The sequence below is a fragment of the Amycolatopsis sp. NPDC041971 genome, from assembly GCF_055588925.1.
Genome location: NZ_JBVJCE010000001.1, coordinates 241,262 through 264,591 on the forward strand (window position 1 = coordinate 241,262; position 23,330 = coordinate 264,591).

24 protein-coding genes are annotated in these 23,330 nt (G+C 68.1%); 16 read left to right on the plus strand and 8 right to left on the minus strand.

What is annotated here, in order from left to right; genetic code table 11:
* Positions 1–84: 84 nt before the first annotated feature.
* Positions 85–636, plus strand: coding sequence for a superoxide dismutase (locus ACZ6DT_RS01205; RefSeq protein WP_465586874.1), 552 nt, complete (start codon positions 85–87; stop codon positions 634–636).
* 9 nt (positions 637–645) lie between these two features.
* On the opposite strand, the gene ACZ6DT_RS01210 is transcribed toward ACZ6DT_RS01205, so the two are convergent.
* Both ACZ6DT_RS01210 and ACZ6DT_RS01215 read right to left on the minus strand, forming a co-directional pair.
* The gene (locus tag ACZ6DT_RS01210; RefSeq protein WP_465586876.1) at positions 646–1,047 is read right to left on the minus strand and encodes a TIGR03667 family PPOX class F420-dependent oxidoreductase; all 402 of its coding nucleotides are present in this window, start codon (positions 1,045–1,047) and stop codon (positions 646–648) included.
* 43 nt (positions 1,048–1,090) lie between these two features.
* Positions 1,091–3,067 (minus strand): DUF2339 domain-containing protein, encoded by a 1,977-nt coding sequence (locus ACZ6DT_RS01215; RefSeq protein WP_465586878.1) that lies wholly within the window; start codon positions 3,065–3,067, stop codon positions 1,091–1,093.
* 927 nt (positions 3,068–3,994) lie between these two features.
* Here ACZ6DT_RS01215 and dusB point away from each other — a divergent pair.
* The 6 genes from dusB to phoU all read left to right on the plus strand — a co-directional run bounded on the left by dusB (position 3,995) and on the right by phoU (position 10,419).
* Positions 3,995–5,140 carry a tRNA dihydrouridine synthase DusB gene (gene dusB, locus ACZ6DT_RS01220; protein ID WP_465586881.1) on the plus strand — a complete coding sequence of 382 codons (1,146 nt, stop codon included), beginning with the start codon at positions 3,995–3,997 and terminating at the stop codon, positions 5,138–5,140.
* 23 nt (positions 5,141–5,163) lie between these two features.
* Entirely contained in the window at positions 5,164–5,997 is an 834-nt protein-coding gene (locus ACZ6DT_RS01225) for an alpha/beta fold hydrolase (RefSeq protein ID WP_465586883.1), read from the plus strand.
* A gap of 58 nt (positions 5,998–6,055) precedes the next feature.
* The gene (idi, locus tag ACZ6DT_RS01230; RefSeq protein ID WP_465586886.1) at positions 6,056–6,667 is read left to right on the plus strand and encodes an isopentenyl-diphosphate Delta-isomerase; all 612 of its coding nucleotides are present in this window, start codon (positions 6,056–6,058) and stop codon (positions 6,665–6,667) included.
* Positions 6,668–6,732: 65 nt separating this feature from the next.
* Complete coding sequence (locus ACZ6DT_RS01235; protein WP_465586888.1) at positions 6,733–7,461, plus strand: GGDEF domain-containing protein; 729 nt, start codon at positions 6,733–6,735, stop codon at positions 7,459–7,461.
* Between the two features lie 811 nt (positions 7,462–8,272).
* The gene (locus ACZ6DT_RS01240; protein ID WP_465588760.1) at positions 8,273–9,676 is read left to right on the plus strand and encodes an LCP family protein; all 1,404 of its coding nucleotides are present in this window, start codon (positions 8,273–8,275) and stop codon (positions 9,674–9,676) included.
* Positions 9,677–9,756: 80 nt separating this feature from the next.
* Positions 9,757–10,419: a phosphate signaling complex protein PhoU gene (gene phoU, locus ACZ6DT_RS01245; protein ID WP_125679662.1), complete on the plus strand. Its 663-nt coding sequence runs from the start codon at positions 9,757–9,759 to the stop codon at positions 10,417–10,419.
* A gap of 700 nt (positions 10,420–11,119) precedes the next feature.
* Here phoU and pstB read toward each other — a convergent pair.
* From pstB to ACZ6DT_RS01275, 6 genes are all read right to left on the minus strand, one after another.
* Positions 11,120–11,896: a phosphate ABC transporter ATP-binding protein PstB gene (gene pstB / locus ACZ6DT_RS01250; RefSeq protein WP_465586891.1), complete on the minus strand. Its 777-nt coding sequence runs from the start codon at positions 11,894–11,896 to the stop codon at positions 11,120–11,122.
* A gap of 10 nt (positions 11,897–11,906) precedes the next feature.
* The gene (gene pstA, locus ACZ6DT_RS01255) at positions 11,907–12,824 is read right to left on the minus strand and encodes a phosphate ABC transporter permease PstA (RefSeq protein ID WP_465586894.1); all 918 of its coding nucleotides are present in this window, start codon (positions 12,822–12,824) and stop codon (positions 11,907–11,909) included.
* 2 nt (positions 12,825–12,826) lie between these two features.
* A complete protein-coding gene (gene pstC, locus ACZ6DT_RS01260; RefSeq protein WP_465588763.1) occupies positions 12,827–13,744 on the minus strand; it encodes a phosphate ABC transporter permease subunit PstC in 918 nt (305 codons plus the stop codon).
* A gap of 212 nt (positions 13,745–13,956) precedes the next feature.
* Positions 13,957–15,084, minus strand: coding sequence for a phosphate ABC transporter substrate-binding protein PstS (gene pstS, locus ACZ6DT_RS01265; protein ID WP_465586897.1), 1,128 nt, complete (start codon positions 15,082–15,084; stop codon positions 13,957–13,959).
* A 229-nt stretch (positions 15,085–15,313) separates the two neighbouring features.
* Entirely contained in the window at positions 15,314–16,189 is an 876-nt protein-coding gene (gene mshD / locus ACZ6DT_RS01270; protein WP_465586900.1) for a mycothiol synthase, read from the minus strand.
* Between the two features lie 66 nt (positions 16,190–16,255).
* The gene (locus tag ACZ6DT_RS01275) at positions 16,256–17,005 is read right to left on the minus strand and encodes a response regulator transcription factor (protein WP_465586903.1); all 750 of its coding nucleotides are present in this window, start codon (positions 17,003–17,005) and stop codon (positions 16,256–16,258) included.
* 143 nt (positions 17,006–17,148) lie between these two features.
* Here ACZ6DT_RS01275 and ACZ6DT_RS01280 point away from each other — a divergent pair, with 143 nt between their 5' ends.
* The 9 genes from ACZ6DT_RS01280 (at position 17,149) to ACZ6DT_RS01320 (ending at position 23,195) form a co-directional block, all read left to right on the plus strand.
* Positions 17,149–18,042 (plus strand): LmeA family phospholipid-binding protein, encoded by an 894-nt coding sequence (locus tag ACZ6DT_RS01280; protein WP_465586906.1) that lies wholly within the window; start codon positions 17,149–17,151, stop codon positions 18,040–18,042.
* A gap of 37 nt (positions 18,043–18,079) precedes the next feature.
* On the plus strand, positions 18,080–18,502 hold the full coding sequence (locus tag ACZ6DT_RS01285) for a TlpA family protein disulfide reductase (RefSeq protein ID WP_465586909.1): 423 nt from the start codon (positions 18,080–18,082) through the stop codon (positions 18,500–18,502).
* A 242-nt stretch (positions 18,503–18,744) separates the two neighbouring features.
* Complete coding sequence (locus ACZ6DT_RS01290; RefSeq protein WP_465586912.1) at positions 18,745–19,179, plus strand: DUF4395 domain-containing protein; 435 nt, start codon at positions 18,745–18,747, stop codon at positions 19,177–19,179.
* A 21-nt stretch (positions 19,180–19,200) separates the two neighbouring features.
* Positions 19,201–20,037: a sulfurtransferase gene (locus ACZ6DT_RS01295; protein WP_465586914.1), complete on the plus strand. Its 837-nt coding sequence runs from the start codon at positions 19,201–19,203 to the stop codon at positions 20,035–20,037.
* Positions 20,037–20,357 (plus strand): DUF1416 domain-containing protein, encoded by a 321-nt coding sequence (locus ACZ6DT_RS01300; RefSeq protein WP_465586917.1) that lies wholly within the window; start codon positions 20,037–20,039, stop codon positions 20,355–20,357. The genes ACZ6DT_RS01295 and ACZ6DT_RS01300 overlap by 1 nt, the downstream gene beginning before the upstream one ends.
* 322 nt (positions 20,358–20,679) lie before the next feature.
* Positions 20,680–21,303, plus strand: a complete 624-nt coding sequence (locus ACZ6DT_RS01305; RefSeq protein WP_034312615.1) for a heme-binding beta-barrel domain-containing protein — start codon at positions 20,680–20,682, stop codon at positions 21,301–21,303.
* A gap of 10 nt (positions 21,304–21,313) precedes the next feature.
* On the plus strand, positions 21,314–21,925 hold the full coding sequence (gene pxpB / locus ACZ6DT_RS01310; protein WP_465586920.1) for a 5-oxoprolinase subunit PxpB: 612 nt from the start codon (positions 21,314–21,316) through the stop codon (positions 21,923–21,925).
* Entirely contained in the window at positions 21,922–22,794 is an 873-nt protein-coding gene (locus ACZ6DT_RS01315; protein ID WP_465586923.1) for a 5-oxoprolinase subunit C family protein, read from the plus strand. Before pxpB ends, ACZ6DT_RS01315 begins: the two co-directional genes overlap by 4 nt.
* A complete protein-coding gene (locus ACZ6DT_RS01320) occupies positions 22,782–23,195 on the plus strand; it encodes a hypothetical protein (protein WP_465586926.1) in 414 nt (137 codons plus the stop codon). The genes ACZ6DT_RS01315 and ACZ6DT_RS01320 overlap by 13 nt, the downstream gene beginning before the upstream one ends.
* Positions 23,196–23,330: the final 135 nt, after the last annotated feature.

Genomic DNA, 23,330 nt, shown 5'->3' on the forward strand with positions numbered 1-23,330 from the left:
CGCACTCTGCTCATAGTTTGAGAATGATCGCCCGACGGAGTGACCGCTCTGGCGTGTCCGATCCAGGCGGACTAGGCAGGGGGCATGCGCCCCGTCCCCACACTCGCCCTCGTCCTGTCCGCGGCCGCACTGGCCCTGACCGCCGGCGCCGGGCCGGCCACCGCCATCCCCGGCTCCCGCGTCCACGTGATCACCGCCAAGAGCGGCCTCACGAGCTACAAACCGGAACTGGTGCCGCCCGGCGCCCGCGCGCACGTCTTCGGGTTGACGTCCAAGGCCTACGGCACCTCGACCGCGGTTCTCGTGACCGGTCTGCTCCCCAACCGCGAATACGGCGCCCACGCCCACACGAAGCCGTGCGGTGCCACCGGAGACCTCGCCGGTCCGCACTACCAGAACGTCGAAGACCCGGTGAAGCCGTCGGTGGATCCGGCCTACGCCAACCCCCGCAACGAGATCTGGCTCGACCTCACCACCGACGCCGCCGGCCGCGGTGCCGCCGTGTCCAAAGTGGACTGGACGTTCACCGACCGGCGCGCGAACTCGATCGTGATCCACGAAACGCATACGCACACCCACCCGGGCCACGCCGGAACCGCGGGCGCCCGGCTGGCCTGTGTGACCGTCGGCTTCTAGCGGTGTTTCCTAAAACCCCCAGGTGCGCTCGGGCCGGATCCTGATCCGGACGTGGTACTCCCGATCGAACTTCGGGACGTCGTAGTCGATCGCGGGGTAGTGCTTCTCGTACTTTTCGAGAAAGCCCGGCTGCTCCGACGCGAGACCGTCCGGCAGGATCTCGGCCTTGCCGCCGATCACCAGGATCGAGCCGCCGTGCTCGTCGCTGTTGAAGTGGAGGCTGACCTCGGGATCGGCCTCGATGTGCCGGGTCTTCGCCGTGTCCGGCTGACTGAAGACGACGATGTCGTCACCGTCGAGTACGAACCACACCGGGCGGGGCGAAGGGCGTCCCTTCGGACTGATCGTGGTCAGCCAGGCGACGTTCTCCTTCGCCCGCTCGGCGAGCCGCGGGTCGGGTCGGTAGGTCATGAACCGACCAACCACGACCCGGCGGCATTTCTTCCTCGTTCGCTCAGCGAGACGCGACGAGTTTCGCGTAGCGCGTCCCGGCGCCGAGCAACACAAGACCGGCGAGGAGGAACGCGGCGACCCTGGCGAGACCGTCGAGCGCGGAGAGGTCGAACAGCACCAGCTTCAGCACCGCCGCCCCGACCAGCACGAAGCCGATCACCCGCAGGCTGACCGCGGAGATGCCGCGGATGAGCAGCACCAGCGCGGCGACCGTCCAGGACACCGTGATCACCACGTGGCCGACCAGGAAACCCGAGCGGCCGGGAACGGCCAGCAGCGCGCCGCACAGCACCATCGCGCCCGCGCCGTAGAGCCCGCAGACCCCGGCGAAGAGCCACGGCACCACGTTCTCCGACGCGGCCTTGAACAGCCCGAGCCGGTGCGCGACCCACGGAAGCGTGATCGAAACGGCCAGGATCGCGACGGCCACCAGCAAGGACGCGGCGAGGTGGGCGTCCGGACGGTTCCGGATCAGGAAGAAGAGCGTCGGCGGGACGTCGAAGGCCAGCGCGATCATGCCGCCGATGACGGCGAAACCCAGCCCGCCGAAGAGCGCCACATGCTTCTTCGTCCACAGCGCGACCAGCGCCAGCAGAACGCCTTCGCCGATGAGGATCGCCGAACGAGCACTGCCGTCGAACAGCGTCATCGTCGTCTGCAGGGCCGCGAGGAGCCCGGCGGCACCCGCGAGGTCACCCGTCCAGCCGTCGAGCCACTGCCCGGCCGCCCACACCCCGAGCAGCACCAGCGCCACCGACGCGGTGACGAGCACGGCCGGGGTCTTCGGCAGGAACAACGCGGCGAGCAACGACGGTGCCGGCGCGACAGCCAGCAGGGCGAGCGCGGCGGCGTCCCCCGGCCGCTTGGCCGTGACGATCAGGGCCAGCGCGAGCCCGACGCCTCCCGCGGCCAGCGCGGCGGCGGTGTTGGCCGTGCTCCCGCCGAAACCGGTGAACGCCGTACTGAAGACCGACGCGACCAACGGCGGGATTCCGGCCGCGACCGCGACCGACGGCCACGACTGCCGCAGCTGCACCGGCGTCGAAGCGACCTGGACCACCAGCAGGAACGCGACCAGTTGCGGAGTGAAACCCTGCGTGATGATCGGCGCGCAGACCACACAGCCGAGCACGACGGCCATCGCGAGCGGCGAAGACTTCCACCGCACGGCCAGCAGCAACCCGCCGACCGCGATCAGGAGCCCGATCGCGAGACCGGCGTAGGCCGGAAGGTACTCGTACATCGTCGTGGCGGCGATGGCGTCGAGGTACAACGCCCCGATCCCGGTCGCGGCGAGCGCGAACGCACCCGTGCGGCCCGCCGGCGTGCGGTGCAGGCGAAGTCCGATCCCGACCAGCGTCGCGCCGAGCACGGCACCGCCGAGCACCCGCGGCAACGGGCCGAACCAGCCACGCTGGATCGCGAGCACGAGGAACAGCACGACACCCAGCAGCGTGACCGCGCCACCGATCCACGCCAGCAGCCTGCTGCCGGCGCCGTCCCTGCTCAGCTTCTCGCCGAGCGTGACCTTCGGGGCCGACTGGTACGGGCGGTAGGGCTGCTGCGGCGAGTGCTGCTGCCGGTACTGCTGCTGCCACTGCGCGTACTGGGCCTGCTGGTATTGCTGCTGATAGTGGCCGTACTGCGGGTGCTGCTGGTACTGGGGGTGGGGGTACTGCTGCTGCGGCACCTGGGGCTGAGGCGTCTGCTGGGCTTGGGGCTGCTGCGGCACCTGCGACTGCTCGGCCTGCGGCTGCTCGGCTTGTGGCACCTGCGGCTGGGCCTGCTCGGCCTGGGGCGCGGGTGGCTGGGCCTGCTCTTGGGGCGCTTGCTCAGGTGCCTCTTCGTGCGTCGGCTCCGCTCCGGACTGGACGGTCCGCAGCTCCGTACCGACCCGCGCGAGGCGGGCCCCAAGGTCGTCGATCTCCCCGGCGAGCCTGAGGAGCACATCCCCATCGGTGGTCATGGCGATCAGCATGCGGCCTGGGACCCGCCGATGGATCCGTAGCACTACTCAATCGTGATGACGATGTGGTCGCGACCTGCAAGATCATCGCACTTTGCGAGAGAGGAGGGCGCTTCGAGAAGGCCTGCATTGCCTGTCTACGCCCAGCCGGGCCGCGAATGACGATGTAGGAATCGGGACGTTCACTGTCCCGATTCCTACATCGTTGCGGGGATGTTCCCTCCTGCGACGATGCACCACCGTCCAGCCGAGTCCGCCCAAACCGCCCTCATCGCTCAAGCTCATCAGCAATGGGCTACCGAACTCACCCGCCCTCATTTCCCTTCGCGGCGGGCGGCGATTCAGCCTAGGCAGATCCCGGCGTCGCCTGGACGCCCGCACCAATTCCGCCAAAGCACGGAGAATCTCCGGCCGTTCACTGGGCACACTGCCCCGAAGCGCGGCCAAACTGACGATTATGACGACGCATGCCGGTATCGCGGCGGCGGCGACGATCCACAGACCCAGGGTTGGCAGACTCACGCACTTACCTCACGTCCCTCGCTCTGGTCGAGCAGGGCGCGCAGGCGTCAGCTCAACCAGTGACTACTGGCAAAGCTGAGTAACCTGCCCGGCGAAAGTACTCAGATGAGATCTGTATCGTGTACTGCTGATTTCTGGCGTCAAGCCGTCGCGCTAGTGGTGTCGGAGGTCTCTTCCGCCGCCCGAAGGCGACCGCACTACCGGGAACAACCTTGTCCGTTCAACGCCGGGTTGATCGGGCAAGACCTTTCGTTCCGTGCTGACGATAGTGGCGCGAGGGAATACTCCCCTCCATATACACAGTGTTTCCGAACCCACACTTTGCGTCAAGCGACCTAGCCGCCCGCCGCTCCGGAACCGCCCCCATCGACGTCATCCGCTTGGCCCACCTGCGAGTGACAGACACCACAGGCGACAATGGAGGACGTGACAGCCACCTTGAGCAAGCCCGCCTTGAAGATCGGCCCCTACGAGGTCGATCCGCCGGTCGTGCTCGCTCCCATGGCGGGCATCACCAACGTCGCGTTCCGGCAGCTGTGCCAGGAGTACGGCGCGGGCATCTACGTCTGCGAGATGATCACCGCCCGCGCGGTGGTCGAACGCCATCCCGGCACCATGCACATGATGACCTTCGGCGAGAACGAAAAACCCAGGTCCATGCAGCTTTACGGGGTCGACCCCAAGACCATGGCCGAGGCCGTCCGCATCATCACCGGCGAGGGGCTCGCCGACCACATCGACAGTAACTTCGGCTGCCCGGTGGCGAAGGTGACGCGCAAGGGCGGCGGCGCGGCGCTGCCGTTCAAGCGCAGGCTGTTCGCCGACATCGTGCGCGAGTCGGCGAAGGCCGCCGCCGAGGCGGGCGTGCCGTTCACGGTCAAGTTCCGGGTGGGCATCGACGACGACCACCTCACGTACCTCGACGCCGGGCGGATCGCCGAGGCGGAGGGCGCGGCGGCGGTCAGCCTGCACGCGCGCACCGCCGCGCAGCGCTACTCGGGCCAGGCCGACTGGACGAAGATCGCGGCGCTCAAGGAAGCGGTCACCGGCATTCCGGTGCTCGGCAACGGCGACATCTTCTCCGCCGAGGACGCGCTTCGCATGGTCGACGAAACAGGTTGCGACGGTGTCGTGGTCGGACGCGGTTGCCTGGGCAGGCCTTGGCTGTTCGGGGAACTGGAAGCCGCCTTCGCCGGGCGTCCGCGGCCGACGCCGCCGAATCTCGGCGAGGTCGCGAAGGTTCTACGGCGCCACACGGAACTGCTCGTCGAACACGACGGTCACGACAAGGCGATGCGGGACATCCGCAAGCACATGGCTTGGTACTTCATGGGTTTCCCGGTCGGCTCCGAACTTCGTCGCGGGTTCGCGATGCTGTCCAGTATGGACGAACTCGACGATCTCATCGCCAAGCTCGACCACGACGCCCCGTTCCCCAGCGCCGCCACCGGGCCGCGCGGGCGGCAGGGCTCGCCGGGCAAGGTCACGCTGCCGCACGGCTGGCTCGACGACCCCGACGACGACTGCGTTCCCGAAGCCGAGGACATGCACTCGGGCGGCTGACCGTCCCCCGTAAAGTCGGCGTCGTGATCGAGCAGCTGACCATTCCCACCGACGCCGGTTCCTTCGACGCCATCGCGGCGGGCCCCGAAGACGGCCGCCCCGTCCTGTTGCTGCACGGGTTCCCCGAGGCCGCCGTGGAATGGGAGCACCAGGTCGCCACGCTCGGCGTGCTCGGCTATCGCGCGGTGGCACCGGATCAGCGCGGTTACTCGCCGGGCGTCCGGCCGGAACAAGCGTCCGAGTACAACATCGACTATCTCGTCGGTGACGTCATCGCGATCGCGGATCGCTTGGGGTGGAACGAATTCGATCTCGTCGGGCACGATTGGGGCGGTGCCGTCGCGTGGTGGACGGCCGACGCGCACCCTGGCAGGCTCCGCGGTCTCGCCGTGATTTCGACGCCGCATCCGACGGCGCTGGCGGAGGCCATGAAGACCGACGAGGACCAGCACCTCCGTTCGGGGTACATGACCGAATGGCGGCAGACCCGCGTCACCGAACGGCGGATGCTCGAGAACAACGCCGACGCGCTGCGCCGCATGTTCGACTGGAAGCTGCCGCCGAGCAAGGTCGACGAGTACGTCGCGAGACTCACCGAACCAGGCGCGCTGACCGCCGCGCTCAATTGGTACCGCGCCGGCCGTCCCGGCGGGAAGATCGGGCCGATCGAAGTTCCGACGCTCTACATCTGGAGCACCGAGGACGCCGCCTTCGGGTCGACGGCCGCGCTCGACACCGCGAACCGCGTCACCGGCCCGTACCGCTTCGAGATGATCGAGGACGCCTCCCACTGGGTGGTGGAAGAGGCACCCGAGGCCGTCACTTCGTTGCTCGTGGAGCACCTTTCGTCCCACTAACAGGGGTAACTCTGGTCGCGGTACCGGTTACAGCGAGCCTGCTGGTTCAGTGGGTCCGGTGAACGAAACGACCGAAGTGGACACTGAACGCATCGTCTATGTCACCGAGGACGGCGAGCCGACCGGCGAAACCGCGCCCAAACTGGCCGCGCACCACGAGCACACCCGGCTGCACCTGGCGTTCTCCTGTTACCTGTTGCGCAGCAGCGACCAGGCCCTGCTGATCACCAGCCGCGCCGCCACCAAGAAGGTGTGGCCCCGGGTCTGGACCAACAGCGTCTGCGGGCATCCCGCACCGGGTGAGCCGATCGAGGAGGCCGTCCGGCGCCGTGCCGCTTTCGAGCTGGGCTTGCCCCGGCTGAACGGGCTCCGGTGCGTCCTTCCGGCGTACCGTTACTCGACGCCGCCATTCGACGGAGTGGTCGAGAACGAGTTCTGCCCGGTCTTCGTCGCCTGGGTGGACGACGATCCGGAACCGCATCCGGACGAGGTCGGCGACTGGCGCTGGGTGAACTGGAATGATTACGCACTGTTGCTGAATGACGATGTGACTGACGTGAGTTACTGGGCGAAAGATCAGTTTTCGCAGCTCAAAGACGCCGAGCCATTTTCGGGCTTACAGAACGGCACTTCGGTGCGTGACAATGGTGCGCGACCGTCGTCCACTTGAGCGATATTCGGTTTGAACCGTACTCACACCTCAAGAGATCCCTCCTGTACGACGAAAACCAATTCGTGGCGGAGGTGAGCGTGGCAGCCGACGACGAGGCCGCGCTCCCATCGGGCGCGCCGGCCACCGATCTGCTCAGCCTCCACGAGTCGATCGCCGGGGTGCTCGCCACCCAGGGCGACTGGCGCCGCGCCTATCACCACCTCAAATCCGCTTTCGACCTCGCCCGCGCCGGCAGCCTGCGGGACACGCTGACGTCCAGTTACAACCGCCGCTACCTCGACCAGTGGTTGCACGGTCCGGCGGTCGACCACCGCGGTCCGCCCGGGATCGCGATCGCGCTGGTCGACCTCGACCTGTTCAAGGGCGTCAACGACACCTTCGGGCATCTCGTCGGTGATCGGGTGCTGCGCGAAGTGGCCGACCTGCTGCAGCAAGGGTTGCCGCCGGAGGCGTTCTGCGCCCGCTACGGCGGCGAGGAGTTCGCGCTCGTCATCCCGGACGTCGACGCCGCCCGCGCCGTGCGCATCGCGGACACCGCCCGCATCCGGGTCGCCCGCCATCCGTGGCGCCGGATCCGGCCCGGTCTCTCGGTGACGATCAGCGTGGGACTCGCGCACGAGAGCCGTGCGGAACCGAATCTCGCGGTGGAACCGGAACGACAGTTGCGCAGTGCCGACGCTTTGTTGTATATGGCGAAACGGGCAGGACGGAACAAAGTCGCCTATCACGACGCGGAATCTTCACGGACGATTCCGCATCCGATGAACGCTGCGGACCCCGTCGGCGGCTAGGCCACTCACTCGACCAACACTCGCACTCTGCGTAGCGGTTTCATACCTTTTAACGCAGCTTTAACCACGACCGCTCACCCGATCGCATGGACCGTTCGGCGCTTCTCGGTACCTTGGGTGAAGAAAATTCCGGGATGGTTGTCGCCACGAACCCGAGGTGTCCGTACGATAACGAAAGAGCTTCAACCGATTCGTGAAAGGAGACCGAGTGCCCGACGAGCACCACAACCCGGGAACCGGTCGCCACAGCCAAACGGAAAGAAGTTCCGGCGAGCGCGGCCGCGGGGCTCGACGCCGCTCGATGGACACCCACGGCGGGATCAGCGTTTCCGACGTCGTCGCACGTCATACCGGTGAGCGCCCGATCTTCGACCCCGCCGCCGAGGCGCCCACTCCTCGCCGTCTTCGGCAGACTGAGCCGTCTCCCGAGCCTCCGAGACCCGGCGCGCGTGCCGCCCGGGTGGAGCCGCCCGCACCGCGTCGGCCGCGTCAGCCTCGTCCGGCCGTGCCCACCGAAGGCCCGGCGCCCGCGCCTCGTGCGGCCAACCCCGCCGCACCGCCGGCACCGACACCGCCCGCTGAGATACCGCGCCCGCCTCGGGCGCGCCAGCCGCGCCGCACCTCTCAGGCCGCGCCCGGCCCCGAAGCTCCGACGCAGCGCCGTCCGCCGGTGGTGAACCCGGGCGCGCAGCAGCAGCCCGCGGTCCCGGCGCCTCCGCGTCGTCCCCGCCGCCCGCCGCAGCGGCCGGTGCAGCAGCCCCCGGTCCCGCAGCCGCCGTCTCTTTCGCCCGGTGTCCCGCCGCGGTCCGAGATGGACCGGCTCACGATGACCGACGAGCTCGAAGCGATCGACGACGCGACGATCACCAAGCGCAAGATCGACCACACGCTCGCCCGGTTCTCCGCCGCGCACGACGAACTAGAAGCCGAAGAGGCCAAGAAGCGCGAGCGCCGGGAACGGCTCGCTTCCCGTCCCGCCGCACTGCTGGAGCAGACCCGCACGGCACTGCAGCGCGTGGTCACGACCACCGATTCCGAGCCCGCCGAGGCCTCCGGGGAAGCGTCGCCGCAGACCCGCCTGCAGGAGAAGAAGGAACGCAAGACCAAGCAGACGGCCAAGGCGGGCCGGATCGCGGCCGTCGTCGTCGCCGCGCTCGTGTTCCTCTCCCTCGGTTCGGCCTGGGGTGCCCAGACCTGGTTCGACGCGAAGTTCAACAACGTCGCCTCGCTCGACGAAGACTCGGCCGACATCCAGGACGCCGCCGGTCAGACCGGCGACGAGAACTTCCTGATGGTCGGCTCCGACAGCCGTGACGGCGCGGCCGCCGAAGACGGCGTCGGCGACGCGGACGGCACCCCGGGCGCCCGTTCGGACACGGTCATGATCGCGCACGTCCCCGCCGACAGGCAGCGCGTCGTCATGGTGTCCTTCCCGCGCGACCTCGAGATCAGCCGTCCCGAATGCAAGCGGTGGGACCCGGCGACGTCGTCGTACTCGGAAGAGACCTCGCCGGCGCAGAAGATCGCGAAGCTGAACACCGCCTACGCGGTCGGCGGCCCGCAGTGCGTCACGAAGGTCATTCAGCAGATCACCGGCATGAAGATGAACCACTTCGTCGGGATCGACTTCAACGGCTTCAAATCCATGGTCGACGCCGTGCAGGGCGTCACCGTGTACAACGAGAAGCCGGTCGACGACACCACGCTCGGCATGATCATCCCGCAGGCGGGCGAGGTCCGGATCTCCGGTGACCAGGCGCTGAACTACGTCCGGGCGCGGCACGTCAAGGGCGACCCGACGTCGGACTACGGCCGGATCAAACGGCAGCAGGCCTTCCTCGGCGCGTTGCTGAAGACGGTGATGTCGAAGGACGTCATCCTGGACACCGGCAAGCTCAGCGGTTTCATCGACGCGTTCGCCAAGGCCACCTTCGGTGAAAACCTCGGCATCAACCAGATGATGACGCTGGCGAAGTCGATGCGCGGGATGGGATCGGACAAGGTCAAGTTCCTCACCGTGCCCACCACCGAAGAGGCGAACAAACGCGGCAACGAGGTACTGGTGCAGAGCAGGGCGAAGGCCGTCTTCGACGCGCTGATCAACAACACCCCGTTGGAAGAGAAGGCGCCGGCTCCTCCGGCGAGCGAGACGGCGGCCCCTCCGACCAGCTCCGCCAAGTCCGGCGGCGCCAAGAAGAGCACCAGCTCAGGCTGAGGATCATTCGTTAGTCCGGGTTCACGTCGGGTTCACTCTGGGATGCGACTTTTGGTGCCTGTTCCCCGTAGGGTTGGGCCATGCGTGAGGCTTACCATGTCGAACTCGAACAGCTCGCCGAGAACCTAGCGAGCATGTCCCTCCAGGTCGCCGACGCGATGGAGCGGGCGACCCGGGCGTTGCTCGAGGTCGATCTCGGACTCGCCGAGCAGGTCATCAGCGACGACGCGAAGGTCGACGACGCGCGCGCCGAATGCGAGGAGCAGGCGTACGCGCTGCTGGCACTGCAGGCACCCGTCGCGACCGACCTGCGGACCGTCCTCGCCGCGATCCACGCGGCGGAAAGCCTGGAACGGATGGGCGATCTGGCGCTGCACGTGGCCAAGGCCGCGCGCCGCCGCCACCCGGACCCGGTGCTGCCCGACGAGGTGAAGGCCGACTTCGCCAAGATGGGCGAGGTCGGGGTGAGCCTGGCCCGCCAGGTCGAGCAGGTCATCAAGTCCAAGGACGTCGAGGCCGCCCGCACGATCGAGTCGGACGACGACGAGGTCGACGAGATTCACAAGCACCTGTTCACCGTCATCATGGACCGGAACTGGGACCACGGCGTCGCCGCGGCCGTGGACGTCACCCTGCTTGGCCGCTTCTACGAGCGCTTCGCCGACCATGCCGTCTCGGTCGCGCGCCGGATGATCTTCGTGGTGACCGGCAAGATGCCCGGCTACGGACCTGACGAGCTGTAGGGACTTACCCCGCATAGGACGTGACGAAGGGGCCTTCACCGCCTGTGACGCGGTGAAGGCCCCTTCGTCACGTCAGCGACCCAGACGCTCACGACCGCCTGTGAGCATGTCGGGCAGCACGGGGCCGACCTCGCGCGGGTCGTGAGTGGCGATTCGGGTTGTGCCAACGGTGTTTCACGCACCTACTGGATGTGGCTCGCGGTCAGCCCAATGTCCGTGAAGGCCTCCTTCAGGGACCCTGGGTCCCTCAAGGAGGCCTTCACGGACACCACAGGCGCGGGCGCCAGGCCGAACCGGGCCTCAAGACTGCCTGGAGACTCGTGAGTGGCGGTTCGGGTTAGAACCCGAATCGCCACTCACGACCACCCGCACCGGCGCGCGCGCCTGGCCCAGGTGGTCCGGGTGGCTCAGGTGACGGAGGTGGTCCGGGTAGCCCAAGTGCGCAGGTGGTCCGGGCGGTCAGGTGGTCCGGGGAGGCCGGGCGGTCCGGGGGGCCGGGGAGCCGGGGGGCCGGGGGGCCGGGGGGCCGGGGAGGATGTGAAAGCCACGTTCGCAACAGTGAAGGGTGCGAAAGTGGCTTTCGCGACACCCGCCTCAGCCTGCCCCACCCAGCGCCCTTCGCTCCAGGCCCCAAAGCGCGGGAAAGGCCCCCTTCCCGCGGTTGAGCCGAGGGAAGAGGGCCCCAAGTGCGGGCAAAGACTCAGCCGAAGCGGCCCGAGATGTAGTCCTCGGTCGCCTTCTCGTCCGGGTTCGAGAAGATCTTCTCGGTGTCGTTCAGCTCCACCAGGCGGCCCGGCTGGCCGACGCCCGCCAGGTTGAAGAACGCGGTCTGGTCCGAGACCCGCGCCGCCTGCTGCATGTTGTGGGTCACGATGACGATCGTGTACTCCTTCTTGAGCTCGCCGATCAGGTCCTCGATGGCCAGCGTCGAGATCGGGTCGAGCGCGGAGCACGGTTCGTCCATCAGCAGCACGTCGGGTCGCACGGCGATCGCCCGCGCGATGCAGAGCCGCTGCTGCTGACCGCCGGAGAGGCCGCCGCCCGGCCTGTTGAGCCGGTCCTTGACCTCGTTCCACAGGTTCGCGCCGCGCAGCGCGCGCTCGGCGACCTCGTCGAGTTCCTTCTTGCCCCTGGCACCGCCGAGGCGGAGGCCCGCCACGACGTTGTCGCGGATCGACATCGTCGGGAACGGATTGGGGCGCTGGAACACCATGCCGATGGTGCGGCGGACCTGCACCGGGTCGACGCCGGCACCGTAGATGTCCTCGCCGTCGAGCAGCACCTCGCCCTCGACGCGGGCGCCGGGGATGACTTCGTGCATGCGGTTCAGCGTGCGCAGCACCGTCGACTTGCCGCAGCCCGAAGGGCCGATGAACGCGGTGACGTTCCGCGGCGGCACCGAGAGGGTGACGCCGTCCACGGCGTGGAATTTGCCGTAGTAGATGTCCACGTCTTTGACGTCGATTCGTTTGGCCATCTCAAACAGCTCACTTCTTCTTCGGGGCGACAAGACGGGCAAAGAGCATGGCGAGAAGGTTCACGATCGCGATGATCAGCACCAGGGTGAGCGCGGCACCCCAGATCTTGTCGAACGCGACGGTGCCTTCGTCGAACGGGTTACTGACCCGTTCGTTGTTCATCAGAAGCGGCAGAGCGGCCTGCTCGCCACCGAAGATGTCCCAGTTCACGTAGGCGGAATAGCCCACGAGGACCAGCAGCGGCGCGGTCTCGCCCATGACCCGGGCGAGGGCCATCATGATGCCGCCGATGATGCCGGACAGCGCGGTCGGCAGGACGATCTTCATGATCGTCTTCCACTTCGGCACGCCGAGGGCGTAGGAGGCTTCGCGCAGGTCATCGGGGACGATCCGCAGCATCTCCTCCGAGGAGCGCACGACCACCGGGATCATCAGCAGCACCAGGGCCAGCGACACGGCGAAACCACTGCGCGGGAGGCCGAACGTGGTGATCCACAGCGCGTAGATGAACAGCGCCGCGACGATCGAGGGGACACCGGAGAGGATGTCCACCATGAACGTCGTGACCTTCGCGAGTTTGCCGCGGCCGTACTCGACCAGGTAGATCGCGACCAGCATGCCGATCGGGACCGCGATGATCGCGCAGACCACGCCCTGCAGCACCGAGCCGATGACGGCGTGTGCCACGCCGCCGCCGACCTCGTCCGACAGCACCGAGCCGAAGTCCTCGGTCCACCAGTTGACGTAGGGGATCCGCTTGACGCCGTTGATGACCACCGTGGCGAGCAGCCACACCAGCGGCACGACGGCGATGAGGAACGACAGCCAGATCAGGACCGTGGCGAGGCCGTCCTTGGCCTTCCTCGCGAGGCTGACCTGCTGGAAGGCGGGGGTGGTGGCGGGGGTCTTCTCGAGCGTGGTGGACATGCTCAGTCCCCCTTCTTGGCGATGATGGATCGCGCGGCGAAGTTGACGACGAACGTCAGCAGGAACAGCACGAGGCCGGCCGCGATGTACGCGCCCGCCGAGATCTCGTTGTTGAGTTCCGCGTAGTCCGCCGCGATCTTCGAGGCGAACGTGGCGCCGCCGTCGAAGAGGCTCCAGGTGAACTCGCGGCCCACCGCGCCGGTCAGGATGATCGCGAGCGCGATCGTCTCGCCCAGCGCGCGGCCGAGGCCGAGCATGGAGGCGCCGATGTAACCCGCCTTGCCGAACGGCAGCACCGTGGTGCGGATGACCTCCCAGCGGGTGGCGCCCAGCGCCAGCGCGCCTTCGATATGCGGGGTCGGGGTCCGCTCGAACACCTCACGGGACAGCGAGGTGATGATCGGCAGGATCATCACGGCGAGCACGATGCCCGCGGTGAAGATCGTGCCGCGCATGTCCGGCGAGACGTTGCCCGCCGCGAAGATCGGGATCCACGAAAAGGTGTCGTTGACCCACTGGGAGAAGGGCTCGATCGTCGGCGCGAAGACCATCAGGCCCCACAGGCCGTAGATGATCGAGGGGACCGCGGCGAGCAGGTCGATCACGTAGGCGAACGGCCGCGCGAGCCGCTTCGGCGCGTATTGGGTCAGGAAGAGGGCGATGCCGAGCGAGATCGGCATCGCGATGATCAGGGCCAGCAGCGACGAGTAGACCGTGACGAGCAGCAGGCCCATGATGCCGAACCGCATGTCGCCCGGATCGGTCTGCCAGACCTGGCTCGTGAGGAAGCTCGCGTTGTCGGCCTGGAGCGCCGGAATGGCCTGCACCAGCAGGAACAGTCCGATCAGGCCGATCAGTGCGACGACGAAGACGCCGGCACCGGTGGTCAGGAACTGGAAGATGCGGTCACCGGGTCGCACCGTCCTGGAATTGGGGCTCGCGAGCGGCACCGAGGACTTCTCGGGCGGTGACGCGGCAGGTTGCTCCGAAATCGGGTCCTCCGTGAAGGTCTCGCGGACGCCAGAACGCCCACCGGGGTCGCCGGTGGGCGTTCTGGGCGAAGATGAATCGCTCATCGACTACTTCTGTCCAGCCTGTCTTGTACTGATCAACCTGAAGGTTGGCAACAGGGTCAGGCGATGGCCTTGACAGCGGTCAGGACCTTGTCCTGCAGGCTCTGCGGGATCGGCACGTAACCCTTGTCCGCGAGCGGCTTCTGGCCGTCCGTGGCGGCGACGGTCAGGAAGGCCTTGATGGCCTTCGCGACCTCGGCGTCGGCGTACTTCGAGCAGACGATCTCGTAGGTGGCGAGGATGACCGGGTACGCGCCGGCGACGTTGCTGCCGTAGATCGCGTCGAGGTCGAGGGCGAGGTCGTTGGAGCCCTCCTTTTTGAACTTCGCCGCGTCGAGGGACTTGGCGACGTTCGCCGCGTTGAGCTCGACACCGCCAGAGCCGCTGTCGATCAGGGCGGAGTTGAGGCCGTCCTTCGCGAAGGCGGACTCGACGTAGGTGATGGCGCCGTCGGTGGCCTTGACCGCGCTGGCCACACCGTTGGACTTCTCGGCACCGTTACCGACGCCACCGTTGAACTTCTTGCCGTCGCCCTGGGTCCAGGCGCCCTTCGAGGCGACCTTCAGGTACTTCTGGAAGTTGTCGGTGGTGCCCGACTCGTCGGTGCGGGAGATGACCTGGATCGGCTTGTCCGGCAGGTTGACGCCCTCGTTGCCCTTGACCGCCTTGATGGCCGGGTCGTTCCACTTGGTGATGCCGCCGTTGAAGATCTTGGCGGTGACCTCGGGGGTCAGGGTCAGCTTGTCGACGCCGGAGACCTTGTACGCGACCGCGACCGGACCGATGACGAGCGGGAGGTTCCAGGCGTCGGAGGCGCACCGGGCCTTGGCCTTCTCGGCTTCCTCACCGGACTTGAGCGGCGAGTCGGATCCGGCGAAGTCGACCTGGTTGCCGTTGAACTGCTTGACGCCGGCGCCCGAACCGCTGGGGTTGTAGTTCACCTTCTGGCCGGAGCACTTGGCGGCGTAGGCCTGCACGAAGATGTCGATCGCGGTCTTCTGCGCGGACGAGCCCTCGGCCGAAAGCGGGTTCTTGCCGCCGCATTCGACGTCGGCCGTGCCGCTGGGAGCGGCGGCGGCGCCGGAGCTGTCGGGCTTGGTCGCCGCCGGGTCGGATCCACAGGCGCCGAGCACGAGGGCGGCGGTGGCCACGATGCCGATCGCGCCCGCGGGCCGCATGATCTTCACTGCATTTCCTCCACTGGGAGACTTTCGCCGGATCGGTGGAACGGGAGCGTTCCTTCCGGACCCGGACACTAAGCACCGACAGTGGACAGGCGACCGTCAGAGGGTGAACGGCAAGTGAACAAGGCAGCCGATGTGAGCAGCGCGACTACTCCGAAAGGGGTCTGTGTCCCGCCCGTGACCTGCGCGTCCGATCTCCGTGACCGGTCAAGTGCCGCACGTGTGAACGCGGTTACCGAGCGTATTGGACGTCGACCTCGTATCGAGTGAAGCCGAGCTTCGCATAAACGGCGAGCGCGGGGGCGTTGTCGCCTTCGACGTACAAGATCACTTGACCCAGTCCGCGATCGCGGAGATACCGCAGCCCGGCGAGCGTGAGCGCCTTGCCGAGACCGCCGCCCTGCGCGTCCGGATCGATGCCGACGACGTAGACCTCGCCGGCAGGCTCGCCGCCGAACCGGCCGGGAACGGCCTCGTGGACCTTCGTCCAGTGGAAGCCCACGACCTCACCGTTCTCCTCGGCGAGGAAGAAGCCTTCGGGGTCGAACCAGGCCTCGGTCTCGGTCGCGCGGACGTCGTCGGCGGTCAGGGCGCCTTGCTCGGGGTGCCAGTCGAAGGCACGCGCGTTGACGCGGACCATCGCCTCCTCGTCCTGGCCGGGTACGAAGGTGCGCAGCGTGACGCCTTCGCGTGTCACCGGTTCCGGCCAATCGGCTGTCTCGACGTCCGCGTGCAGGATCAGCAGTTCCCGAGCACGCGCGAAGCCTTCGGTACCGGCGAGGTGGACGGCGGCGGGGTGATCGCCGTGCGCCCAGATCCGCAGCGGCTTCCCCGCGACGTGCTCGACGAGCGCCTTGGTGAGCGCTCTGCCGTACCCGGAGCGGCGGTGCGCGGGATGGACGAACAGTTCGGCGACCTGGTTTCCCTGCGAGTCGCCTTTGGTGTCCAGGTGCGCGTACGCGACCAACTCGCCGTCGACATGTCCCAAGAGATGCCGTCCACCGGCGAACCCGGTGTCCAGGGGATCGCCGTCGGCCTCGCGCACGGCGAGCAGGAAATGACGGATCTCTTCCGTTCCCGGTTCACCGGTCCACCGCAGTTCGAGCATGAAACCGACATTACCGGGGAACCCGGCGAGCGCCCGGGCGTCTTGCCAGGCAGGAGGAGAGGGGACTCAGTGCGCGGAAAGCTCGCTCGGCTCGTAGACGCTCGCGTCCGGGGCGATGGCCTGCTGCTTGGCCGCGTTCTTGGCGGGCCGCTCGAACTTGTAGCCGACGTTGCGCACGGTCCCGATCATCTGCTCGTGCTCCGGCCCCAGCTTCGCGCGCAGGCGCCGGACGTGGACGTCGACCGTGCGCGTGCCGCCGAAGAAGTCGTAACCCCAGACCTCCTGCAGCAGCTGGGCGCGGGTGAACACCCGGCCGGCGTGCTGCGCGAGGTACTTGAGGAGTTCGAACTCCTTGTAGGTGAGCTCGAGAGTGCGCTTGCGCAGCTTCGCGGTGTACGTCGCCTCGTCGATGACCAGTTCGCCGACCCGGAGCTCGGCGTCCACCTGTGCCGAAGCGCCGTCGCGGGTGGTGACCAGCCGCAGCCGCGCGTCGACCTCGGCGGGACCCGCGGTCGGGAGGAGGATGTCGTCGGTGCGCCATTCCGCGCTGACCGCGACCAGGCCGCCTTCGCCGACGACGGCGATCACCGGCGTGGAGGTCTCGTCCTCACCGGCGCCCTTGAGCAGGCGGCAGAGGCTTTTCGCGGAGGCGAGATCGCTGCGAGCGTCGAGGACGATGACGTCGCGGTGGCCCGCGTCGAGCAGCGCGGTCACTTCCGGGGCACGGACGCGTACGGTGTGGGGCAGCAGATCCAGGGCCGGCAATACCGTGGTGGCATCTGCTTCCGGGGTCAGTACCAGAAGGTCCAGGCTCATCGCCGCACCGCCTTCAGTCGTGGTCGCCTCGAACGTGGCTACAGCCGGTGCTTGGTGAGAATAGCGGGTGAACAGCCGAGGACCTACCCCGTGCTGGATCGATCACACCTGGCCAAAGAGGTTTACGAAGGAGATTCGACGCAATGGTGAGCAGGCCCGTGGCGCATGACGACCGACCGTCCCCCGGCCGGTCCGCCAAGCGAGGAAAGCGCCGTGGCCGGGGCTGGCTCATCGCCCTCGCGGTGCTGGTGGTGCTGCTGGTCGGGGCCGATTTCGGGGCGGCGGCGTACGCCGAGCACACGATCTCCCAGAAGACCCGCGAACAGCTGGCGATCCCCAACGATCCGGCCGTCACGGTGCATGGTTTCCCGTTCCTGACGCAGGCCCTTTCCGGTGACTACAGTCACATCACCATCAACGCCCAAGGCGTCGCCGTCCCGCCGAGGCTGCGGGACGTGGACTTCAACGCGGACATGAGCGACGTCACGGCGCCGCTGTCGGATCTGACGTCCGGCAACACGAAGTCGATCGTCATCGGCACGCTCAAGGGCGAAGTGACCGTCAAGGCCTCCGACATCGCGAAGCAGGCCCCGCTCGACAAGATCGAGAACCTCAAGATCGAGCCGGTCACCGAGGACTACGTCCGCAACGGCGAGAGCGGCCAAGACGAGACGACGCCGCCTACCACCAACGCGCAGGGCGAGCCGATCGACAGCTCCAGCGCGGGCATCCGGCTGTCGGGCAACGTGCAGATCGCCGGGCAGAAGGTGGAGATCTTCTGCTTCGCGATGATCGAACTGAAGGGCCAGAAGATCAGCATCGAGCCGAAGCGGCTGCAATTCGGGAATGACAAGGAGACCACCGTCGTTCCCCAAGCGGTACAGGCCGCGCTGCTGCCGAACTTCAACGCGGCCATCGACACCGGTGCGATGCCGTTCTCGGTGACGCCGACGTCGGTACGCGTGAACAGCGGCTCGGTGACCATCAAGGGTGAAGGCAAGAACGTCGCCTTCAGCGGAGCGAAGCCACAGGGTTGATTTGACGCAGGGTGATTCGACGCAGGGGTGATCTCGGATGACCGGGGTGTGGGTGCTGCTGGGCGTACTGGTGCTCGGCGGCGTCGCCGGCGCGCTGCTGCGAGCGCGCAACGGCCGCATCAGGGCCGCCAAGGCTTCTGACGTGGCGAACCTGCCGGAGCGCGTCTCCGCCGCCCTCGCGCCCGAAGGCGTCACCCTGGTCCAGATCTCGACGACGTTCTGCGCGCCGTGCCGCCACACCCGCGCGATCCTGTCGGCGCTCGCGGACAAGACCGACGGCCTCACGCACGTCGATCTGGACGTCACCGAAACGCCCGAAGTCGCCAAGGCGCTTTCGATATTGCGGACTCCGACGACGCTGGCCTTGACGCCGGACGGCCGGGAGGTTTTCCGCGTCGGCGGCGTTCCCCGAGGTCAGGAGCTTCTCGAAGCCCTGAAACCCCATCTGGCGAACGTCTGATCCCGAATTTTGGGAAGCGTCCCAAGGTGTGAACACGGTTCCCAACCTGAGGGAGCTCTGCGTACCCTCGTGCCCGTGAACAGGCTGCCCCGAACCTTGCTGACCCAGCGCCGCGCAGTGGATCTGTGCCGCGTTCGCAGCAGTCTGTGTCCGGCTGAGCCCGGCGTTCGCTGAACGCGTCTTCAAAGCCGCTGCGCGTGCCCTCCCGGCACGCACCTTCCCTCTCGTTCGCAGGAGGAACCATGTCCGCAGGACCGGCCGTCGACCCCCGTGGTCCGCGTTTCGCCGCCATCCTGACGACGATCGTGCTCGCGGTCGTGCTCATCACCCAGTGGTGGCCACTGCTCGCGGCGCAGGCGGTGGTGTTCGCGATCGGGGCCTTCATCGGGCTCAAGCCGGCGCCGTACTCCCTCCTCTACCGCTACCTGGTCGCGCCGCGGCTCGGCCCGACGACCGAACGTGAGGACGCCGCCCCGCTGCGGTTCGCGCAGGCGGTCGGGTTCGTGTTCGCCGTCGCCGGCACGGTGGGCTTCGCCGCCGGACTGACCGCGCTCGGATTCGTCGCGACGGCGTTCGCGCTGTTCGCGGCCTTCCTCAACGCGGCGTTCGACTTCTGTCTCGGTTGCGAGATGTACCTGCTCATCAAACGTTTCAGCCCCAGCCCTCGCGCGTCCTAACCCAGAAAGAGAGTCAGCTCCATGAGCCGTGAAGACGTCCTGGTCACCACCCAGTGGGCCGAGGAGAACCTGGACACCCCGGGTGTCGTGTTCATCGAGGTCGACGAGGACACGACCGCGTACGACAACGGACACCTCCGCGGTGCGGTGAAGTTCGACTGGCGCAAGGACCTGCAGGACGGGGTCCGCCGCGACTTCGTCGACAAGGAGGGCTTCGAGAAGCTGCTGTCCGAGAGGGGCATCTCGAACGACGACCGCGTGATCCTCTACGGCGGCAACAACAACTGGTTCGCCGCGTACGCGTACTGGTACTTCAAGCTCTACGGCCACGAGAACGTGCAGCTGCTCGACGGCGGCCGCAAGAAGTGGGAGCTCGACGGCCGCGAGCTGAGCTCGGAAGAGGTCAAGCGCGAGCCGGTCGAGTACAAGGCCAAGGAGCAGGACCTCTCGATCCGCGCGTTCCGTGACGAGGTCGTCCAGGCCATCGGCTCCAGCAACTTCGTCGACGTGCGTTCGCCCGACGAGTTCTCCGGCAAGCTGCTCGCCCCGGCGCACCTGCCGCAGGAGCAGTCGCAGGTCCCCGGCCACATCCCGGGCGCGCTGAACGTCCCGTGGGCGAAGGTCGCGAACGAGGACGGCACCTTCAAGACCGAGGAAGAGATCAAGGAGCTGTACTCCGACGAGGGCCTCGACGAGTCGAAGTCCACGATCGCGTACTGCCGGATCGGTGAGCGTTCGTCCATCGCGTGGTTCGCGCTGCACGAGCTCCTCGGCTACGACCAGGTGAAGAACTACGACGGTTCGTGGACGGAATACGGCTCGCTCGTCGGCGTGCCGGTCGAGTTGGGAGCTAAGTGATGGCAGCGAGCAACGACACTGACAGCTGCGGCGCACCGGTCCAGGAGGCCACGCCCGCCGACTACGACACCCGCGGCCAGGTCGTGCTGGCCGGCAAGGTGACCGGCGCGGAAGGACCCGTCGGCGGCGCCTTCGTGCGGTTGCTGGACGGCGGCGGCGACTTCACCGGCGAGGTGGTCTCGTCGGCCGACGGCGACTTCCGCTTCTACGCGGCCCCCGGCGACTGGACGGTGCGCGCGCTGCACCGCTCCGGCAACGGCGAAGCCTCGGTGACCGCCCAGGGACCGGGTGTGCACCAGCTGGCGATCGCTGTGTCTTAGGTCGCGCTGACGGAAACGCGCCGAAGGGGCGTCGTTCCGCATCCACCTCACGGTGAGTGCGGAAGGCGCCCCTTCATCGCGTTTCCGTGGGCCTTCGGGCCAGAGAGGCGCGGGACGTGAAGTCTCCGCCGGGCGCGAAGCGCCCTTTGGAAGACCGTGTGGCCACTACCACCACCCCTTCGCGGGGCCGCGCGTCAGGCCAGGGACTATTCTCCGTGGCGTGGAGATCCTGTTTACGACCCTGCTGGTGCTCGCCGGCGTCGCGATCACCTGGTTCGCCGTGTACGTCGTCTACCGCCTTTACGCGGACCAGCGCTGACCGATGACGGCTAGCGGCGACGAGGCCATCCAGGCCGCGGAGAAGCGCGCGGAAAACACGCGTGACCGGAACCTTCCGCAGTTTGACGACATGCCCATCCCGGGCGACACGGCGAACCTGCGCGAAGGAGCGAACCTCAACGACGCCTGCCTGGCGCTTCTGCCGCTCGTCGGCGTCTGGCGCGGCGAGGGCGAGGTCGACTACCCGACCATCGACGGCCCGTACCGGTTCGGCATGCAGCTGACCATCGCGCACGACGGCCGCCCGTTCCTCACGCACGAGGCCCGCGCGTGGCTGCTCGACGAGGACGGCAAGGTCATCCGTCCGGCCGCGCGGGAATCCGGGTTCTGGCGTCCGCAGGCGGACGACACGATCGAACTGCTGCTGACCCACAACACCGGCATCGTGGAACTCTTCTACGGCAAGCCGCGTGGCAAGGCCTCGGTCCCCGCCTGGGAGCTGGGCACCGACGCGGTCGTCCGCACGTCGACGGCCAAGGACGTCACGGCGTCGCAGCGGCTCTACGGCATCGTCAACGGCGAACTCGGCTACGTCGAGGAACGCGCCATGATGGGCCAGGAACTCCAGCCGCACACGTCGGCGCTGCTGCGTCGCGTGGTGGGCTGAGCCTCTTCCCGTGCGGTGGCGTGCCTACGGCGAGCACGCCGCCCTGCTGGACTGCGATTCCCTGGCACAGACGATCGCGGCACACGCCACGATCTCGTCCGCGCGCCCGCCCGGGATCGCCGAACTCGTCCCCGGCGCCCGCAGTCTGCTCGTGGTGGAAACCCCGGGTTCCGGCGCCCTCGCGGCCGCCCGTGACCTGCTGGCGGGCGCCGATCTCGAACATCCGCCCGAAGGCGAGCCCCGGGAGCTCACTCTCGACGTCACCTACGACGGCGAGGATCTCGAACTCGTCGCACGGGACGCCGGAGTGTCCACCGAGGACGTCGTGCGGTTGCACACCGGCGCCGTCTACACCGTGGCGTTCACCGGGTTCGCGCCCGGATTCGGTTACCTGACCGGGCTTCCCGAGCCGCTCCGGCAGGCGCGGCTGTCGACTCCGCGCACTCGCGTGCCGCCGGGTTCGGTCGGGATCGCGGGTGAGTTCACCGGCGTCTACCCGCGCGTCTCGCCCGGTGGCTGGCGGCTGATCGGCCACACCCGGACCGTCCTGTTCGATCCGCGCGCCGACCCGCCCGCGCTGCTGGCGCCCGGCGACCGGGTGCGGTTCCGGAGTGCCGGATGAGGGCGCTCGAAGTGGTCGAGACCGGCCCGCTCGCGCTGCTCCAAGATCTCGGCAGGCCCGGCTACGCGCATCTCGGCGTCCCGCCGTCCGGCGCGCTGGACGTCCCGGCGCTGAAACTGGCCAACCGGCTCGTCGGCAACGCCGAGGACGCCGCGGGCGTCGAGTGCCTGTTCGGCGGACTGCGACTGCGCGCGTCGGCGTCCTGCACCGTCGCGGTGACCGGCCCCGCCGTCACCGTCGAGGTCGACGGACACGCCGTCGGCTCGCACGCGCCGGTGTGGCTGGCCGCGGGCCAGGTCGTGGCGATCGGCGCACCCGCCACCGGTTTGCGGTGCTATCTGGCGGTTTCCGGCGGGATCACGGTCGAGGCGGAACTCGGCAGCCGGTCGCGGGACGTCCTTTCGGAGATCGGGCCCGCGCCACTGAAGGCGGGCGACGTCCTCTCTCTCGGCGCGCCCTCCGTGTCCGGAGGCGCCGACGTCGTACTGCCCACGATGGCTCCGGCGGAGCTGGTCGTACTGGCCGATCCGGGGCCGCGCGCGCACTGGTTCGAAAACCTGGCGGCCGGGCTCGCGAAGACCTGGACGGTGACGGCGGAATCGAACCGTGTCGGGCTCCGGCTCGACGGGCCCGCGTTGACTCGCGGGGACGAATACGCGGAGCGGGAATTGCCGAGCGAAGGCCTGTTGACCGGGGCCGTCCAGGTGCCGCCGAGCGGGTTGCCGGTGGTGTTCTTGGCGGATCATCCAACTACCGGTGGTTACCCGGTGGCGGCCGTGGTGAGACAGGCGTCACTCCCGGCACTCGCACAGGCCCGAGCCGGAACCCTTCTCCGCTTTCACTCGTCCACGAAGATGTGGAACAGGTAACGGTCGCCGGTGGCACGGGTGTCATCGACACAACTTCGGTCCCCGTCCAACCCGAACTCCCGCAGTCGCTGCGGATCGCGCTGGCCACCGGTCAGATGCGGCGTCCGCTCGGCGACACGCTCCGCCCGCTTCTCGATCTCTTCGCCGACGGCGAATACGAGGTCACCGGACCCGAACGACTCGCCGAGGACCGCTACCTGACCCCGAGCGCCGACTGGCCGCCCGCCGACGCCTCCCGGGTCGGCTACTACCGGACGGCGATCAAGAGCGGGCACCGGCCGGTCGCCGTCGTGCTGGAGACCACCGGCGCGGCGGTGATCCTCGACGGGCACCACAAGATCGCGGCCTACCGCGAAGAAGCGATCCTGCCGCACCTGCTGATCATCAGCCCGCTCAGCTGATCGCGTACTCGCGGTTCCGCGACCCGCAGACCCGGATCGACGACCTCGCGGACGAGCCGATCCTCGTCGTCTGTCCGCGCTGCGCCGGCCGTGCCTCGGTCACCCCCGAACGGCTGACCTGCGCCCTGGTACGTG